General features: G+C 32.7%; 17 protein-coding genes. 15 read left to right on the forward strand and 2 right to left on the reverse strand.

Features of this window, described 5'->3' with window-relative positions:
• Window positions 1-17 precede the first annotated feature (17 nt).
• The gene (locus CLOLE_RS04680; protein WP_013655934.1) at window positions 18-857 is read left to right on the forward strand and encodes a Cof-type HAD-IIB family hydrolase; all 840 of its coding nucleotides are present in this window, start codon (window positions 18-20) and stop codon (window positions 855-857) included.
• Between the two features lie 72 nt (window positions 858-929).
• Here CLOLE_RS04680 and CLOLE_RS04685 read toward each other — a convergent pair whose 3' ends face one another.
• Window positions 930-1,754: a zf-HC2 domain-containing protein gene (locus CLOLE_RS04685; RefSeq protein WP_013655935.1), complete on the reverse strand. Its 825-nt coding sequence runs from the start codon at window positions 1,752-1,754 to the stop codon at window positions 930-932.
• 5 nt (window positions 1,755-1,759) lie between these two features.
• On the reverse strand, window positions 1,760-2,266 hold the full coding sequence (locus CLOLE_RS04690) for an RNA polymerase sigma factor (RefSeq protein WP_013655936.1): 507 nt from the start codon (window positions 2,264-2,266) through the stop codon (window positions 1,760-1,762).
• Window positions 2,267-2,538: 272 nt separating this feature from the next.
• On the opposite strand from CLOLE_RS04690, the gene CLOLE_RS04695 reads away from it, so the two are divergent.
• The 14 genes from CLOLE_RS04695 (at window position 2,539) to CLOLE_RS04760 (ending at window position 17,427) form a co-directional block, all read left to right on the forward strand.
• Entirely contained in the window at window positions 2,539-4,140 is a 1,602-nt protein-coding gene (locus CLOLE_RS04695) for a hypothetical protein (protein ID WP_013655937.1), read from the forward strand.
• Between the two features lie 25 nt (window positions 4,141-4,165).
• The gene (locus tag CLOLE_RS04700) at window positions 4,166-4,438 is read left to right on the forward strand and encodes a hypothetical protein (RefSeq protein WP_013655938.1); all 273 of its coding nucleotides are present in this window, start codon (window positions 4,166-4,168) and stop codon (window positions 4,436-4,438) included.
• Window positions 4,439-4,584: 146 nt separating this feature from the next.
• Window positions 4,585-6,036 (forward strand): aminotransferase-like domain-containing protein, encoded by a 1,452-nt coding sequence (locus tag CLOLE_RS04705; RefSeq protein WP_013655939.1) that lies wholly within the window; start codon window positions 4,585-4,587, stop codon window positions 6,034-6,036.
• Between the two features lie 122 nt (window positions 6,037-6,158).
• Window positions 6,159-6,521: a response regulator gene (locus CLOLE_RS04710; protein ID WP_013655940.1), complete on the forward strand. Its 363-nt coding sequence runs from the start codon at window positions 6,159-6,161 to the stop codon at window positions 6,519-6,521.
• A 259-nt stretch (window positions 6,522-6,780) separates the two neighbouring features.
• On the forward strand, window positions 6,781-9,006 hold the full coding sequence (gene pflB / locus CLOLE_RS04715; protein ID WP_041713413.1) for a formate C-acetyltransferase: 2,226 nt from the start codon (window positions 6,781-6,783) through the stop codon (window positions 9,004-9,006).
• A gap of 411 nt (window positions 9,007-9,417) precedes the next feature.
• A complete protein-coding gene (locus CLOLE_RS04720; RefSeq protein ID WP_013655942.1) occupies window positions 9,418-10,905 on the forward strand; it encodes a TRM11 family SAM-dependent methyltransferase in 1,488 nt (495 codons plus the stop codon).
• A 315-nt stretch (window positions 10,906-11,220) separates the two neighbouring features.
• Window positions 11,221-12,009 carry an RDD family protein gene (locus CLOLE_RS21650; RefSeq protein ID WP_013655943.1) on the forward strand — a complete coding sequence of 263 codons (789 nt, stop codon included), beginning with the start codon at window positions 11,221-11,223 and terminating at the stop codon, window positions 12,007-12,009.
• A gap of 101 nt (window positions 12,010-12,110) precedes the next feature.
• Window positions 12,111-13,232, forward strand: coding sequence for an acyltransferase family protein (locus tag CLOLE_RS21655; RefSeq protein ID WP_013655944.1), 1,122 nt, complete (start codon window positions 12,111-12,113; stop codon window positions 13,230-13,232).
• A gap of 198 nt (window positions 13,233-13,430) precedes the next feature.
• Window positions 13,431-13,871: a LytTR family DNA-binding domain-containing protein gene (locus tag CLOLE_RS04735; RefSeq protein WP_013655945.1), complete on the forward strand. Its 441-nt coding sequence runs from the start codon at window positions 13,431-13,433 to the stop codon at window positions 13,869-13,871.
• Window positions 13,871-14,356, forward strand: a complete 486-nt coding sequence (locus CLOLE_RS04740) for a hypothetical protein (RefSeq protein ID WP_013655946.1) — start codon at window positions 13,871-13,873, stop codon at window positions 14,354-14,356. The genes CLOLE_RS04735 and CLOLE_RS04740 overlap by 1 nt, the downstream gene beginning before the upstream one ends.
• The gene (locus CLOLE_RS04745; protein ID WP_013655947.1) at window positions 14,346-15,191 is read left to right on the forward strand and encodes an ABC transporter ATP-binding protein; all 846 of its coding nucleotides are present in this window, start codon (window positions 14,346-14,348) and stop codon (window positions 15,189-15,191) included. Before CLOLE_RS04740 ends, CLOLE_RS04745 begins: the two co-directional genes overlap by 11 nt.
• Window positions 15,188-15,502, forward strand: coding sequence for a hypothetical protein (locus tag CLOLE_RS04750; protein ID WP_041712908.1), 315 nt, complete (start codon window positions 15,188-15,190; stop codon window positions 15,500-15,502). Before CLOLE_RS04745 ends, CLOLE_RS04750 begins: the two co-directional genes overlap by 4 nt.
• A 32-nt stretch (window positions 15,503-15,534) precedes the next feature.
• On the forward strand, window positions 15,535-15,891 hold the full coding sequence (locus CLOLE_RS04755) for a hypothetical protein (protein ID WP_041712909.1): 357 nt from the start codon (window positions 15,535-15,537) through the stop codon (window positions 15,889-15,891).
• Window positions 15,892-16,299: 408 nt separating this feature from the next.
• Window positions 16,300-17,427 (forward strand): ABC transporter substrate-binding protein, encoded by a 1,128-nt coding sequence (locus CLOLE_RS04760; protein WP_013655948.1) that lies wholly within the window; start codon window positions 16,300-16,302, stop codon window positions 17,425-17,427.
• Window positions 17,428-17,467 lie beyond the last annotated feature (40 nt).

A 17,467-nucleotide genomic window follows, 5' to 3' on the forward strand; every position in this document is an offset into this window, starting at 1 on the left:
AGAAGGGAAGGTGCATCATGAATAAAAAAGCCATTTTTTTAGATATAGATGGAACACTTGTTAATCATCATGGGAAAATACCAGACTCAGCTAGAGAAGCTATTGCAGCAGCAAGAAAAAAAGGACATGTTATTTTTGTGTGTACAGGACGCTCTAGAGCTGAGATACCTGAAGAAATTTTTAAAATGAATCTAGATGGCATTATAGGAGCAGCAGGTGGTTATGTAGAATTAGAAGGAAAAGCTATTCATGAAGTTTATATTCCTAAGGAAGAAGTCACACATATTGTGAACTTTTTTGAGGCCAACCATATTGAATTTTATTTAGAGGCCACTAGTCAGGTTTATGCCAGTAAAGGTGGAAAAGCCTATTTGATGGCGATGATGAATGCTAATATCGCCCGTTATCCAGATGCTAAAGAAGATCTTGAAAAAAATATGCTTTCTTTTATTGCACATATGCAAGATGAGGGAGATATCATAAGAGAAGATATTAATAAAGTCACTTTTATGGGAGCTCAATTGTCTTTAAAAGAAGTGCAAGAAGAGTTTAAAGAGAACTTCGTAGCTATTCCAGGGTCTTATGGACGAGAAGGAGAACTATGCGGTGAACTTATGCTAAAAGAAGTGCATAAAGCAACAGGAATAGAGATTGTACTCAAAGCGCTAGGTATTGAGCAGAAGGATACTTATGCTTATGGGGATAGTTATAATGATATAGAGATGCTACAATATGTAGCTTGTGGTGTGGCAATGTCAAATGGTGCAGAGGCTCTAAAGAAAGTGGCGGATGATATCACAGATTCTCCTGATGAGGATGGTTTATATAAAAGCTTTAAGAAATATGGATTAATTTAAGTAAGAAAATGCTGGACAGCCACAGATGGTACATTGATGTGGCCGTTCAGCATTTTTATTGTTAGAGTAATTTTATAACCTTTTATTTTTTAAAATGCACCAAAGGATAATGGTTATGACAAAGCCAATCCAGTAAACAATACCTGTCTGTAAGCACAATAACGTATATCCTTCTATACTAGACAGGGTTTTTAAAATTCGATAAAATCCTATAGACATACATATAAGGCTAATCGAATGAGAACACAAAAAATAGTAAGCAAAAGATTTTTTTAAAATTTGGAGAGCTCCATAGAAAAAGACTACAGCCCCAATGCCTATACCAAGATATAAAAATCTAGCTACAAATGGTCCTATTTCATACGCCTGTAACCCCAAAGGGTAAGTATGGTTATTTACCCATGAATAAGAAAGGTACATAATTAAAATGACTATTATTGCCGTGGTTAATACGAGTATCTGACCGAGCCATAAATCCCAGTTTCTTTGTCTGCTTTTTTCAAACCTTCTATAGCATAAAAAACCACCGGTTAAAATAACTAATGGAAGCACCACATAAGATAACTTTACGCTTGTATGAATATTTCCGATGTTATTCCACGCAATCATAAGTAATAATGCAGTAATACATACGAATACAATGAGGCTAATGACTGATTTTCGATCGCAATTTTTTCTAATCTTACCCAGATATTTCAAATCACTTTTATTCTTCTCTTCATTATCCATCTGCAGGTTTTTGGGTAGGAGGATCTCCTGTTTCATATCTGAATAAAGTTTTTTGCACCTTTCACATTCAATAAAATGTTCTTGAATATCCTTAGAGGTATTTTCATTAGTTAGATTTTCAATATAGGAAGGCATTAAATCCTCAACAATATAACAATTTAATTTCATGACTTTTAGCTCCTTTCCATTTCTTTGATGTATTCTTGTAGCTTTCGCTTGGCTCTAAAGAAATTAGTTCTAGCCCATGTTTCACTTTTTCCTAGTAATTCCCCAATCTCTGCAAAACTTAGTTCGGATGTAATTCGGAGGATGACAACCTCTCTCATGTCGTTTGGTAATTTTTGCAGCATGTGATAAAAAGTGTTTTTTTCCTCTTTTAGAATATAAGTCTTTAATGGATCAAATAAGTTTATATTGGTCAAAGGTATTGCGATCTCTTCTATGGAGTATAAATCCTTTTTTTTACGCAAGTACTGTAGCCACACATGCCTAGCAATTTGACATAGCCAAGTAGATGCTTTACATTCTCCACGAAAATGGGCATAGGATAAAAATGCTTGGTAAAAGGTTTCTTGCGTTAATTCTTCTGCGAGTTCATGGCTTCCTGTCATTCGAAAAAGGAAGAGGTAAACCATTTTGCTATGCCTTTCGTAGAGTTTATTCATATCATTATTTTGCAATACATCACCTTCTTTCCGAAACATGTTTCTATTTCATTAGTGTAATTTCTTTTTGATTCGTGACAATTTATTTTTCGGCTTTTTATTAAAAAGAGGTCAACTTACTTGTTTGTTGAACAGGAGATCCTTTTAAAGGTATTAATTAAGAAGGCAATTAATAAATATGATAAAATACTTATAATAATACGTGATCAAGGGTGGAAATATTCTATCTATTCCGATATAATGTAAAGGTATGTGATATACATATAATGATTTAAGGGGGAACGAAGTTGGAAGAAAATAATCAAAATGAAGTAATGAGCACAAAAAATAGTGAAAAGGGTAATAAGAAGATTGTAGTACTCATTGCATGTATTGTGGGAGTATTAGCAATAACAGTAGGTTTATTAGCTATGGGTGGTTTAGGAAATAATGGTTCTAAAGTTAAATTGAGAACGTTAAAGGGTACACCACAAGAAATAGTACATACAGCGCTTCTTAATACACAAGACAAGTTAGCTAGTGAGATGACATTACTTGAAGAAAGAAATGGTGGCAAGGTTTTAGCTGATATTTTAAAATCAGAAGCGGCTGATATGAACTTTAATGTAAAAATTAAAGGTGTAAGCGGCATGGAAAATGAGAGCATTATTAATGCAGTTGTAAAAGATCTAGCTGTTCAAGGTGATTTGGCTTATACTAAAGACGGAAAGTACTGGAATGCTGATTTAAAAGCAAAGCAAGGTGATTTAGAATTGGTTGGTGCGACGCTTTATAAAGCTGACCAAGAATTAGGAATTGATATTCCTAAAGTACTAGGAAATCCATATGCTATTAAATTAGATACTTTATTTGAAGACTTACAAGACTCACCGATATATGCACTAGGGGGCGGAGAAAGTATTGATGAAGCACAAATAGAAGAAGTTAAAGAAATGTTTACTGCTATAGGTGACTATTTTAATGGCATTTTAGGCATGGCAGATAATAAAGAGTATATTGACAAGGTTAATAAATTATATGAAGATACCATTAAAGGCTTGGATATAGAAAAGCTTAATGAAAAAGTAGAAGGCTACGATGTTTATGAGGTTACTTTAACTGGTGAGCAAATGGCCAATTTTAATAAAGAACAAATGGCTATTATTATGGAACTAGATTTTGCTGACCGCCTATTTAATTTAGTAGCAAAATACTCAGGTGTTACTCAAGAAGAATTATTAGAACAAATAGCACAAGGCAGTACATATGGTGATGTAGATGTAAAATTTGAACTTCATGTAGATGATTATTTTATTCGATCAGGAGTGTGCACTATTATTGATAATGCATATGATGAAGAGATGATAAGTGTTGAATTTAATTTGGGTGATAAAGAAAATTTACTTAATGAGATTGGCTTTTCGTTTGGAGTAAATGATGAGGCTCAAGTAGAAGTGGCATTTAATAATAATTTGGGTGAAAAAGGTAGTGTATTCGAACAAGCTTTCAAAGTAAGCATTACATCTGATGGAGAAACAGGTTTTATTAGCTATAATACGTCTTATGATTCAAAAGCTAAGGATAATAACTTTGAAGTTAACTTCGAAGCAACACTTCCTTACACAGGGTCAGCTACTATAGCAGGAAAAGGAACCAAAGTAGTAAGTGCAAAAGAAATATCTACTACTATAGATGAATTAACTTGTAAAGTAAGTGATGATTACAGTAATGAAATGCAAGTTAATTTTGCAGTAGAATATGGTGCAAAGGCTATTAAAGCAAAAGATGTTAAGTTTGAAAGTAAAGAAGAAGTAAAATATGTTTTGGAACTTACTACAGCAGAATTAATGGCTATAGCTCAAAGTATACAAAATAATATTCAATCAATAGGATCAGCTTTCTTACAATAAAATAGACGTAAAAGGAGGATAAGGAATGAATGTAGAATCTCGTATGGATGAATTTGAAAAAGTGTCACACAAGACTACTAAGCAAGATGTTAAAGAACGTATGGGTGAATTTGATCCAGTAGATAAAGTACAAAAGCAACTTACGAAAGAAAAATCTAGCACATTACCTTATAGCCTCAAACGCTACAAAACTTGTCCTCACTGTGGGGAGTTCATGGAAATTCATGAGCTAAAAGAAACAGAAGCGACTTATATTTGCAAAAGCTGTGAACAAAGAACGACTATAAAAATAAAATAATAAAAACATCCTCTTATTTGAAGTATTAAAGATAAGAGGATGTTTTACTATCTACCTCTATAGGCAATGTTGAGTATGAAAAGGATGTATGATAAAGTGAATATATTGGATACGTTTAGTAACTTAAACAGCAAGGAGGAGTAAATTTGATTTTTTCTACACTAATACTTAATCAAGATACCCCTATTTATGAGCAAATAGAAAACCATATAGAAAAAGCGGTAAAAGCAGGAGCATTAATTAAGGATAGTAAATTGCCCTCTACCAGAGAAGCTAGTAGTGTACTGAGGATTAGTAGAAATACAGTTTTAACAGCTTATGAAAACTTAGAGAGCAGAGGCATCATTTATAGTATTAAGGGAAAAGGCTCTTTTGTAAAAGAAGAAGCTAAAAATGATTGGCAAGAAGTGAACATAAAGTGGAAACAGCGGATTAATAGCTATGGTCAAACATGTGAACAAATGGATATTATTAAAACAGAACCCCACTATGAAAAAGGAATGATTTCTTTTAAAAGCATTGCACCAGAAGGAAATTTGTTTGATGTAGAAGAGTTTAAAAGAGCGTTTTTAGATGTTATGGCACTAGAGGGAGAAAAATTACTTAATTATGGTTATGCAAAAGGTTATAGAGGTTTAATAGAGTATTTAATGAATTACATGGAAGGTAAAGGAGTAGGTGGGAGTAAAAAAGATATTTTAATCACCAATGGTTTTACAGAAGGGTTAGATCTTATTTTAAGTACGTATACTCAGCCAGGAGATGTTATTGTATGTGAAAGTCCAACTCACCATACAACGTTAAAAATGATGAAGGCTTATGGCTTGCAAGTAGTAGGGGTGCCTATGGATGAACAAGGCATATTACCAGAGGAGTTAGAAGCTACTATAATTAAACATAGACCTAAATGGGTATATCTCACACCTTCTTATCAGAATCCTACTGGAATTGTAATGAGCGGAGAAAGAAGAAGAATGGTGTATGGTATATTAAGTGACTATCATACACCTTGTATAGAAGATGGATTTAACGAAGAGCTTTTATATTCTAGTTCGCATATTATGCCACTTATGGCACTGACCGGTGAAAGTAATCATATTATTTATATAGGAAGCCTTTCTAAAATACTATTTCCTGGATTAAGGTTGGGTTGGATTATGGCAGACTCAGCCTGCATTGATACTTTGGAAAGTGTAAAGAGGGCAAAAACGATTCATACTTCCTTCGTAGATCAAGCTGTTTTTGTACAATATATGAAAAGTGGTGCCTTTGAACGCTATGTAAAAAAAGCAAAAAAATATTATCGAGAAAAATATTTATATACAGTAGAGCAAATCAAAGAATATATACCCTATGAGAAGCTTTGGGGAGAGGGAGGACTTCATATTTTTATTGAGTTAAATCATAAGATAGATACGAGGGAACTACTAAAGCAGTGCTATAGGAGAGGCGTACTATTTATGCCAGGTGATATTTTTGAACCTAGTATGAAAGTAACTTCTAGCCTTCGTATAGGATTTGCAAGGCTGAAGAAAGAAGAGATTTCTAAAGGGTTAAAAATAATAGGTGAAGAGATAAGTAAGAATATTATTCCATGATATAGGAAATTATGGTATAATCTTAAAGTAAAGTATAAAACTAAAGTATAAAACTAAAGAAATCGACTTATTATTACGAAATAAGAAGAAAGATTAAAGACTAGATATATGAGGTGAAACAAATGGCAGGAAGAATATTGGTGGTAGATGATGCAGCATTCATGAGAATGATGTTAAAAGATATCTTAACAAAGAATGGGTTTGAAGTAGCTGGTGAAGCAGAAAATGGTCTAAGAGCAATTGAACGTTATAAAGAAGTATCCCCGGACTTAGTATTAATGGATATTACAATGCCTGAATTAGATGGGATTGGTGCTGTAAAGCAAATTAAAGCTGAAGATCCAAATGCCAAAATTATTATGTGCTCAGCTATGGGACAACAAGCAATGGTACTAGAGTCTATTCAAGCAGGAGCCAGAGACTTTATTGTTAAGCCTTTTCAAGCCGATAGAATAGTAGAAGCAATTAATAAATGCTTAAAATGATAGATGGATATAGTAAGTGAGATGTTACCCAAAGGGGTAACATTTTTTTTGTTTAAATACAAATAAGTTTAGACTCTAATAGAAAACTTAAATTATTAAAAAATATTTACTGTAAAATAATAATTATTATTTACAAAACGAAATTCATATAGTATAATGAATTCAAGTTAGAAGTGTATACAGTATACAAAGTCAAAATTCACTAATCAAAGGGGGTGTAGTAAAGGTGGAGCACAAAGCATCTACTTTTACAGCGCATATGACACATTGGAGAAACTTTAAATCAGGCAAATGGGAAAACGAAATTAATGTAAGAGATTTCATCGTTAACAACTATACAGAATATACAGGTGACGATAGTTTCTTAGCTGGTCCTACACAAGATACATTAGATCTTTGGAGTGAACTTAGCGAACTTATGGTAAAAGAAAGAGAAAGAGGTTGTTTTGCAGATACTAAAACAGTAGCAACAATCACTTCTCACGCAGCAGGTTATATTGATAAAGATAAAGAAAAAATCGTTGGTCTTCAAACAGATGCACCACTTGTAAGAAGCTGTCATCCATTTGGTGGGATGAGAGTTGTAGAAAATGCTTTAAAAGCATACGATTATGAAGTAGATCCAGAAATGAAAGAAATCTTTACAAAATACAGAAAAACACATAACCAAGGTGTATTCGATGTATACAATAAAGATATTCGTACAGCACGTAAAGTAGGCGTTGTAACAGGTCTTCCAGATGCTTACGGTCGTGGACGTATTATTGGTGACTACAGAAGAGTTGCTCTTTACGGAATCGATAAATTAATCGAATTCAAAATGAAAGATAAAGAAGAACGTTCTAAAGTATTTACAGCAGAAACAATGAGAGACTGTGAAGAATTAGCAGAACAAATCAAAGCCTTAAATGAACTTAAAGAATTAGGCCAAATGTACGGATTTGATTTATCTAGACCAGCTGAAAACTTTAGAGAAGCGACTCAATGGTTATACTTAGCTTATCTTGCAGCAACTAAAGAACAAGATGGTGCAGCTATGTCAATCGGACGTACATCTACATTCCTTGATATTTATGCAGAAAGAGATTTACAAGAAGGTAAACTTACAGAACAAGAAGTTCAAGAAATCATTGATCAATTTATCATGAAACTTCGTATCATCAGATTCCTTAGAACTCCAGAATACAACGAATTATTCTCAGGAGACCCAACATGGGTAACAGAATCACTTGGTGGTATGTTAGAAGATATGAGTGCTTCACTTGTAACTAAAAATAGTTTCCGTTACCTCCACACACTTTATAACATTGGACCAGCTCCAGAACCAAACTTAACAGTACTTTGGAGTGAACATTTCCCACAAGGTTACAAAAACTTCTGTGCAAAAGTATCCATTGATACATCAGCTATTCAATATGAAAGTGATGACCTTATGAGACCACAATTTGGTGATGACTACGGTATTGCTTGTTGTGTATCTCCAATGAGAATCGGTAAACAAATGCAATTCTTTGGTGCTCGTGCTAACCTTGCTAAAGCTGTACTTTATGCAATCAATGGTGGTGTAGATGAAAAAACTGGTATCAAAGTAGTACCAGGTATTGAACCAATGACTGGTGATGAATATCTTGACTACGATAAAGTAATGAAAAACTACCAAATCACTAAAGCATGGGTTGCTAAAGTTTACACAGATGCCCTTAACATCATTCACTTCATGCATGATAAGTATGCTTACGAAAGAATTGAAATGGCACTTCATGATACAGATATCTTAAGAACAATGGCATGTGGTATTGCAGGTCTTGCAGTAGCAACAGACTCATTATCAGCTATTAAACATGCTAAAGTTAAACCTATTAGAAATGAAGAAGGTATTGCAATTGACTTTGAAATCGAAGGAGAATACCCAGCATACGGAAACAACGATGATAAGGTAGACTCAATTGCTGTATCATTAGTAGAAGACTTTATGCAAGAAATCAGAAAACACACACCATACAGAGACTCTGTATACACACAATCTGTTCTTACAATTACATCAAACGTTGTATATGGTAAGAAAACAGGAGCAACACCAGACGGACGTCAAGCTGGTGTACCATTCTCACCAGGTGCAAACCCAATGAATGGTAGAGAAACAAAAGGTGTTCTTGCAGCCTGTGCATCAGTTGCTAAATTACCATTTGAACATGCTAATGATGGTATTTCATATACATTCTCATTAGTACCATCAACACTTGGTAATAACGAAACAGATCGTATTACAAATATGGTAGGTATCTTAGATGGTTACTTTGGCCAAACAGGACAACACATCAATGTAAACGTTCTTAATAAAGAAGTATTACTTGATGCAATGGACCACCCAGAAAAATACCCACAACTTACAATTCGTGTATCAGGATATGCTGTAAACTTTATTAAGCTTACAAAAGAACAACAATTAGATGTTATCAGCCGTACCTTCCACGAAAGAATGTAGTAATAGATAAACAAAACCATTCCAAACCATTAACAAATCCTCTTAGTTAAATAAAAACGCAAGCTCCTAGTAATTAAGGGCTTGCGTTTTTTTATATATTTAGATGAATGTAATATAGTAGGTAGTTCTAATAGCATGTATTTCCTTAAAACTTTTATAAAATATTGGCAATGAAAATACTCCATAGTAGAAACAGCTTGTTTTGACGTAAGCTAGAGGGAGCAATGTATATAATTCAATTTTACAAGTAGGAATAATGTTTTGAAAATAACATTAATGCAAATAATATATTCAAGATACTGTTTGGGTAGGTAATTAAAGGCGTTTATCTAAAGGTAGGAGTTGCGAAAAGAGTTAAAAGGTGATAGTGTAAATTGAACAAATATAACACATGAGTCATAAGGAGAAAATATGCTTAGAGCAATTTATGAAAATATACAAGGTGGACACGAGGTTAGAAAAAATCTTATAGAACTTAAAAAGCTATTAAAAGAAGAAAGTAATCGTATGGCTTTTATTTATTATTTAGCAGGTAGTTATACACTTTTATACAAGCTATTAGAAGATGAAGATGCTAAAGTGCGTAAAAATACAGCCTTAATTATGGGAGAATTAGCAGTACCTGAATTTGTTGATAAGCTTTTTGAAGCCTATATAAAGGAAGATAAGCTTTTTGTTAAAGGAGACTATCTAGTGGCGCTAAGTCATTTAGATTATCGTCATTTGCTTGAAGAATTGAAGGAACGTTTAAGTTTTTTAACAACTAGTAACTTTGAAGAAACAAGTATGAAACATATTCATGAAGAAATGAAGATACTTACTAATATGATTTTAGATATAGAAAGACCTGAAGGGCATACTTTCATGGGATATGATGAATTATCGGATTTGATTTTACTTACTAATAGAGATCACCAAGATATTACTTTAGAACAAATTCACCAAGGCAACAAAAGGATTTTTAATGCAGGGGTATTAGTACGAACAAAAGATCTAAAAGAAATATTAAGTATTCGAACTTATTCAGAATTACTTTTTCGATTAAAAGATGTAGCCACTGTTGTAAATGACCCAACAGAAGCGGCAATGGCCATATATAAAGGTGGTTTATTAGCATTTTTAACTAAAAGACATACAGGAGAATTGCCTTATTATTTTAGATTAGAGATAAAAACTAAAATGCCTCTAGATAAGAAAAGTGCTTTTGCCAAAAAATTGGCTTTCGAGTTAGAAAAAGCATCAGATAGAGCATTAATTAATTCTACCTCAAATTATGAAGTGGAAATTAGGTTAGTTGAAAATAAAGAAGGGCAGTTTAATGTACTTCTTAAGCTTTATACCATTAAAGATGAGCGTTTTGAATATAGAAAGCATGCAGTAGCAGCTAGTATTCAGCCAGTAACGGCAGCCCTTGTAGCTAAAATTTCTGAGCCATATTTAAAAGAAGGGGCACAGGTATTAGACCCATTCTGTGGAGTAGGCACAATGCTGATAGAACGTCATAAGTTAGTTCCAGCAAATCCAATGTATGGTATTGATTTATTTGGAGAAGCCATAGATAAGGCAATTATTAATGCCAAAAGAGCAGAGACTGTTATTAACTTTATAAATCGTGATTTCTTTGACTTTACACATAATTATTTATTTGATGAAATCTTTACCAATATGCCAACTCGTGGAGGCAGAAAATCTGAACAAGAAATGGTAATGCTATATCATGAGTTTTTTAATAAGGCATTGAGTGTATTAAAGAATGAAGCTGTAATAATTATGTATACAAGAGATAAGAGTTTAGTATTGAAAGAAGTAAGTAGTAGAAGTCAATGTACAGTGCTTGAAGAATATGCCATCTCTAAGAAAGAAGATGCTTATCTTTACATTATAGGGATTAATCAATAAAGCCTGGGTATATCATAGTAATTATGCAGAGTTTAGAATTATCAAGATGGAGTAGTATTTAAAATAAATATAAGGGTAAGGTAGTATGAAAGATAATTTCCATAAGGCCTTACCCTGTTTTATGTGCCAATGACTAGAAGTGGATAGCTTTGTGTACTAGGAATATCAATTAATAAAATACGTATTATATTAATTGAATAATTTGATTGATATAAAATACATAATATAATATAAAAAATAGTTAAAACATGGTAAAATAATCTAATAACAAATAAAGCAGTATAAACAGATTAATACTTATAGGGGAGATTAGAGATGAAATGTGAATATTGTGGGAGAACATGCTTACCAGGGGAAGTAACCTGTGGAGGATGTGGGGCACCCATAGAAAATCCAATACCAGTACCAGAGATTAGACAAACTCAAGGCTCAAATATAGAAGTGAATGTAGGTGGCATTAATATTAAGATTAATGGACCTACAAGTACTACTATGGGGGGAACAGTAGGTGGGATCACTTCGACTACTACAGTTGATTCTATGCCAAATTCTGTAACGAATGATATAAAAAACACTGCAGTTAATCCTATACTACCAGTAGGATATGAAACAAGAAGACAGAGAAAACAAAGAGAAGTAGCTGAACGTTACAGGTTACAAAGAGAGCAAGAAGAATTAAGAAAAAACCAAGCAATGGGAAAACAACAAGACTTAAAGTATGTTCGAGGTGTTTTTGCAGGTGTTTTTTCTAGAGGAATAGCTATTTGGATTGATATGTGGATAGTAAGTACTTTATTGGCAATAATTATAGGCGTAACAGATAAGATATATGCTCAAGAGACAGTAATGCTAATTGTAATTACTTATTTTATGGGTTTTGAAGTATTTAATAAGGGTACTACCATTGGGAAGCGAGCTATGAAAATACGTGTTGTTAATGCAAATGGAGAAAAAATTACATTACTTCAAGCACTAATACGATTTGTCTCTAAGTTCTTGTCCATGGGCTTTGTCTTTATAGGTTTTATAATGATTGGACTTTCTGCGCAAAAGCAAGGGTTACATGATTGCATTGCTAATACTTATGTGATTAAAGACCGTTAGTTTTTTTATTTACTAAAGTCCAGCTAAAACCCACATATAAGCTTAAGTTTTTGATAAATGTAATTAAGTAGAAGATAAATAGTTATTATTGGGGGCTAAAGATGAGAAAATATTATATTGACCATTTAAGGACATTTCTAATTTTACTTTTGTTTCCGTTTCATACACTGAGAATGTATACTTTAACTGAGTCCTTTTATATAGAAGGGACACCTCATATAATACCAACACTATTTATATCCATTACATCTATATGGTTTATGAATTTGCTTTTTGTATTAGCAGGAATGAGTACAGCTTATAGTATTCAAAAACGTTCTATAAAAGAGTATTGCAAGGAGCGTTTTTCAAAACTTCTGATGCCATTTATATTTGGAGTTGTACTTACAGTGCCTATTCAAACTTATTATGCAGAAAGATTTCATAATGGCTATACAGGGAGTTTTATAGAACAGTACGGACTATTTTTTACAAAGATAACAGATTTAAGTGGCTATAAAGGAGGACTTACACCAGCTCACCTATGGTTTTTACTATTTTTGTTCTTGATAAGCATACTAAGTTTACCAATCATAAACTTCGTGAAGAAAAACGGAAGAAAACCTTTAAAAAAGGGTAACTTATGGAGAATGATTCCCTTGTTTTTTATCATTCAGATTTTTAGTATCATTGAGATTGGTGAAAGAATTGGACAGTATATGACTTATTTTATAATAGGCTTCTTGGTGCTTTCTAGAGAAGAGAATTTAGAAGAGATACAGAAAAATCAAATGCCATTAGCAATAGGAGCTATCAGCTTACTTGCAATTTCTAGTTTGTTAGATATGATGGGAGTATTAGGAAAGATTAATTCAATAGGAATATTTAATCTATTGACAGTAGCCATCTCTGCTGTTAGGCATGCCGCTTCATGGTTAACAATATTGGCATTAATAGGGTTTGGAAGAAAATATCTAACTGGTACAAATAAAATTTTTAGTTATTTAGCAAAAGCTTCCTTTGGGATTTATTTTATTCATCAGACTGTTATTATTACTATTGGTTATTATGTATTACCTCTCGTGCCATATAGAAGTGTGCAAAGTTTAGTGATAATGATTTTAAGTTTTATTGCTACTATAGCTATCTATGTAGTATTAAAGCGCTGCCCCGTTCTTAATACATTATTCGGGATGAAAAAAAGTCAACCAGTAAGGCTAGAGCATGTAGTTGAAATAGGTTGACTGAAACGGTCATAAGTTAAAAAATAAATAAGAATATAACTAATAAGGTGGATATCGTAAGAACGGTATCCGCCTTATTAAATTGTATAAGCTACTTACCACTTAGGTATTATAAGTAGCAACTTAGAAATAATTAATTGAAAGAATATATAATTTTAAATATATTGGATATAAGGGGGAAGGTTAGGTGGAGAAACTGTGAAAATTCATATTGATACACAAATAGATCAAAATGAGATAGAGGTTATTATACGTTGTAAAGAAGCAAATGAAGAAGTAAAACGAATTCAAGATCTACTAGAGCTATTTAATAAGAAGCTAAAAGGTATAAAAGACCAACAAATCTATATTTTAGATGTTATTCAGATATTATACATTGACACTGTGGATAAGCGTACTTTTTTATATACAGCTGGGGACATTTATGAAAGTAATTTAAAGCTCTATGAATTAGAAGAGCTGCTAGAAACTAGCAATTTTTTTAGAGCCGGCAAATCAATAATAATTAATTTCTCACATATTAAGCGTATTAAACCAGATTTTGGTGGACGTTTAGAGGTCACTATAAGTAATGAAGAGAAATTATATGTCTCTAGGCAATACGCCATTCATATAAAGGAAAGGTTAGGTAAAATATAATGAAGGAGCGAGTTGGTTTAATAAAGTTTTTTGACCAGATGGCAAGGTGTTTTATGGTTGCGCTTTTAATTATTGCTATTACTGGGGCGTGGGGTGGAGAAAAAGCACAATGGGCTTCTACTATTTTGGGAGCAAGAGGATTAAGTTATGGGGGGATATTTCAAGTTGCAATTCTTTCTTTTATTATGACTAGCATGCAACATGTATTTCTAACAGAATGTTGGATTAAAAAAATGAGCTATGCCAAAAGAATGATTTTATTTATGAGTACCATATTTATTGCAATAACAATTTTAGTAGCTTGGTGGGGATGGTTTCCGATAGATAGTGGCTTAGCGTGGATAGGGTTCATTGTGTCTTATATAGTCAGCTTATTAATTAGTATGTTTATTTTTAGTGTGATTTTTAAAAGCAGAGAAAAGGAATATGAAAGATTATTAACAGCGTATCAAAAAAAACAGGAGGTGGAAAGAAATGGTCATTAGCCTAGAACATATACAAAAGTGTTTTGGTGAAAAAATAGCTTTAAAAGATATTAACATACAAATAAGTCAAGGAGAAATCTTGGGCTTATTAGGACCTTCTGGAGCAGGGAAGACAACTTTATTAAAAATAATAACAGGACAGTTAAAAGCTACTACAGGAAAGTCGGAAGTGTTAGGAATCTCAAGTGAGCAATTAACTGATAGAGAGTATAATCAAATGGGCATGGTACTAGATAATTGTGGTTTATATACTAGGTTAAGTGTTTATGATAATCTTTTATTGTTTGTTAGGCTCTATCATTTGCCTAAAGTCAGAATTGATGAGGTATTGGAACAAGTAGCTTTAAAAGATGCAAAGAAGATTTCTGTACAAAAACTTTCAAAAGGTATGTTGCAACGCCTTGTATTAGCAAGGGCTATTTTAAATAAACCTAAGCTTCTTTTTTTAGATGAACCTACTAGCGGGCTAGATCCTACAACGGCTAAAACTATTCACGAACTCATCTTAAGTCTAAGAGATGAAGGGGCAACAGTATTTTTGACAACTCACAATATGGAGGAGGCAACAAAGCTTTGCGATCAAGTAGCTCTACTTTTTGAGGGGACCATCATAGAATATGGTACACCAAGAGAGATTTGTCTTAAACATAGTTTAGAAAATAAGATTGTTATTTTACAAAAGGATGGAGAAGTGGTGGAATTAGAGCATATTCCCTCAAGTGGAAAGGTGATTGCTAAATATTTTGAAGAAGAACAAGTTGCTACTATTCATTCCTCTGAACCGAACTTAGAAAAGGTTTTTATTAAATTAACAGGAAAGGAGCTAGCTCAGTGATTCAGTTAAATAAAGTAGGAGCCATTTTTATTAAGCAGATAAAAGATACACTTAAAGATACTCAGGTATTAGTTTTATATATTGTGTATCCGTTATTAGGGTTTATCATGGTAACAGCTATAGCACCACAGGTAGGTGAAGAAAATTTCTTTATAAAAATATTTGCGTCTATGCATATGGTATTTTTACCTATTGTAGCTACAGCTTCAGTAGTTGCAGAAGAAAAAGAGAAAAGTACTTTAAAAGTATTAATGCTAGCTAATGTAAAGCCAATAACTTATTTAATAGGTGTGGGAAGTTTTATTTTTTAGGAACCCATTTAGGAACGTTGTGTTTCGCCATAATGGGAAAGTGGAGTGGTGGTAGTTTTGTAAGCTTTATAATGAACATGATGTTAGGAAGTATTTGTTCTATGCTTATTGGTTTTATAGTAGGGCTAGTAGCTAAAAATCAAATGGGGGCTACTGCTTTAACAGTACCACTAGGACTGGTGCTTTCTCTATTACCAATGCTATCGAGTTTTAATACAAGTATTGAAAAAATAGCTAAAATTACGTATAGCCAACAAATTAGTTATTTAATAAGTAAGCCGAGTTTAAGGATGTACACGTTAGAACAAGGTGCAATAATAGGCATTAATTTGTTACTAGTATTTATCATTTTTTTTAGTGTATATAGAAAGCAATTTAGAGAAGTGTAGAGAAAAAAGAAGGATAGGTTAAAAGGAGCTGCAAATTAGAAGTTGCAAGCTCTTTTTTTGTAATATTAATAAAATCTTATAATGAATTAAAGTGACATAAATCACTAAGAGCTTTAAAAAGGAAAAGATATATTAACACATTAAAATTGCAAAAATTAAAAAATAATCAAAGCATAATGCAGTAATTAAAAGGAATAAGGACAATCAATTTGTAAAAAATGTAAATCAAAAACATCGTTATTTTAAATATTCAGAATAAACTGTACGAGATTATAAATTGACAAATGTTATAAATGATAGTATATTTTTTATGTAAAATATTTTTTTGTATTTTCATTAACTTTGACGTAATGAATATATTGGTTAAAGATATGTCAAAAGTCAATTTAATCCAGGGGGGATAAGACGATGAAAAAGAGTTTTAAAGCAAGTTTAGCCATTTTAGCTGCTACTATGTGTGCTGCTAGTTTAGTAGGATGTGGTGACAAAGCTACATCTGGTGATGTTTATAAAATTGGAGGAATTGGACCTCTAACAGGAGATGCATCTTCTTATGGTATTTCTGTTAAGCAAGGATCACAAGTTGCTATTGATGAAATTAATGCAGCTGGTGGTGTTAATGGAAAAAAATTAGAACTTGTATTTGAAGATGATGTAAATGATGCAGAAAAAGCAGTTAGTGCATATAACAAAATTATGGACCAAGGCGTTACAGCACTTGTTGGTGCAGTTACATCAGGATGTTCAATTGCTGTATCTGATGAATCTGTAAAAGATGGCATTCTTCAGATCACACCAAGCGGTTCAGCTCAAGAATGTACAAAACAACCAAATAGTTTCAGAATTTGCTTTACAGACCCACTTCAAGGACAAACAATGGCTAAATACATAGCTGACAATGGTTATAAAAATGTAGCTATTATTTATGATGTAGCTAGTGATTATAGTAAGGGAATTAAAGAAGCATTTGTAGCTGAAGCAGGTAATGTAGGTTTAAATATTGCTGCTGAGGAATCATTTACATCAGGTGATATTGACTTTAAAACACAACTTACAAAAATTAAAGGAACTAATGCTGATTGTATCTTCCTTCCAATCTACTATGCAGAAGTAGCTGCTATTTCAGAACAAGCTACAACAGTAGGTGTTAGCTTACCATATTTTGGTGCTGATGGTTGGGATGGCGTAATTGATCAATTAGGTGGTGACACAACTAATATTAATGGAGCTATTTTCCTTACACCATTCGTTGCTACAGCTGACAAAGAAAATGTAAAATCTTTTGTAGCTGCTTACGAAAAAGCATATAATGCTACACCAGATCAATTTGCAGCAGATGGTTACGATGCAGTATATGCTATCAAAGCTGCTATTGAAGCCTGTGGTAGTGATGTGACAAATGAAAATCTAGTTGCTGCTATGACTAAAATTGAAGTTAAAGGTGTTACAGGCGATATGACTTTCACAGCTGAGGGTGAACCAAATAAATCAGCTTTGGTTGCTATGATCCAAGATGGACAATATGTTGCTAAATAATAGATATTAATCTATGTTTAAGGCTGCCCTTAAATAGCTT

Source organism: Cellulosilyticum lentocellum DSM 5427 (assembly GCF_000178835.2).
GTDB lineage: Bacteria > Bacillota > Clostridia > Lachnospirales > Cellulosilyticaceae > Cellulosilyticum > Cellulosilyticum lentocellum.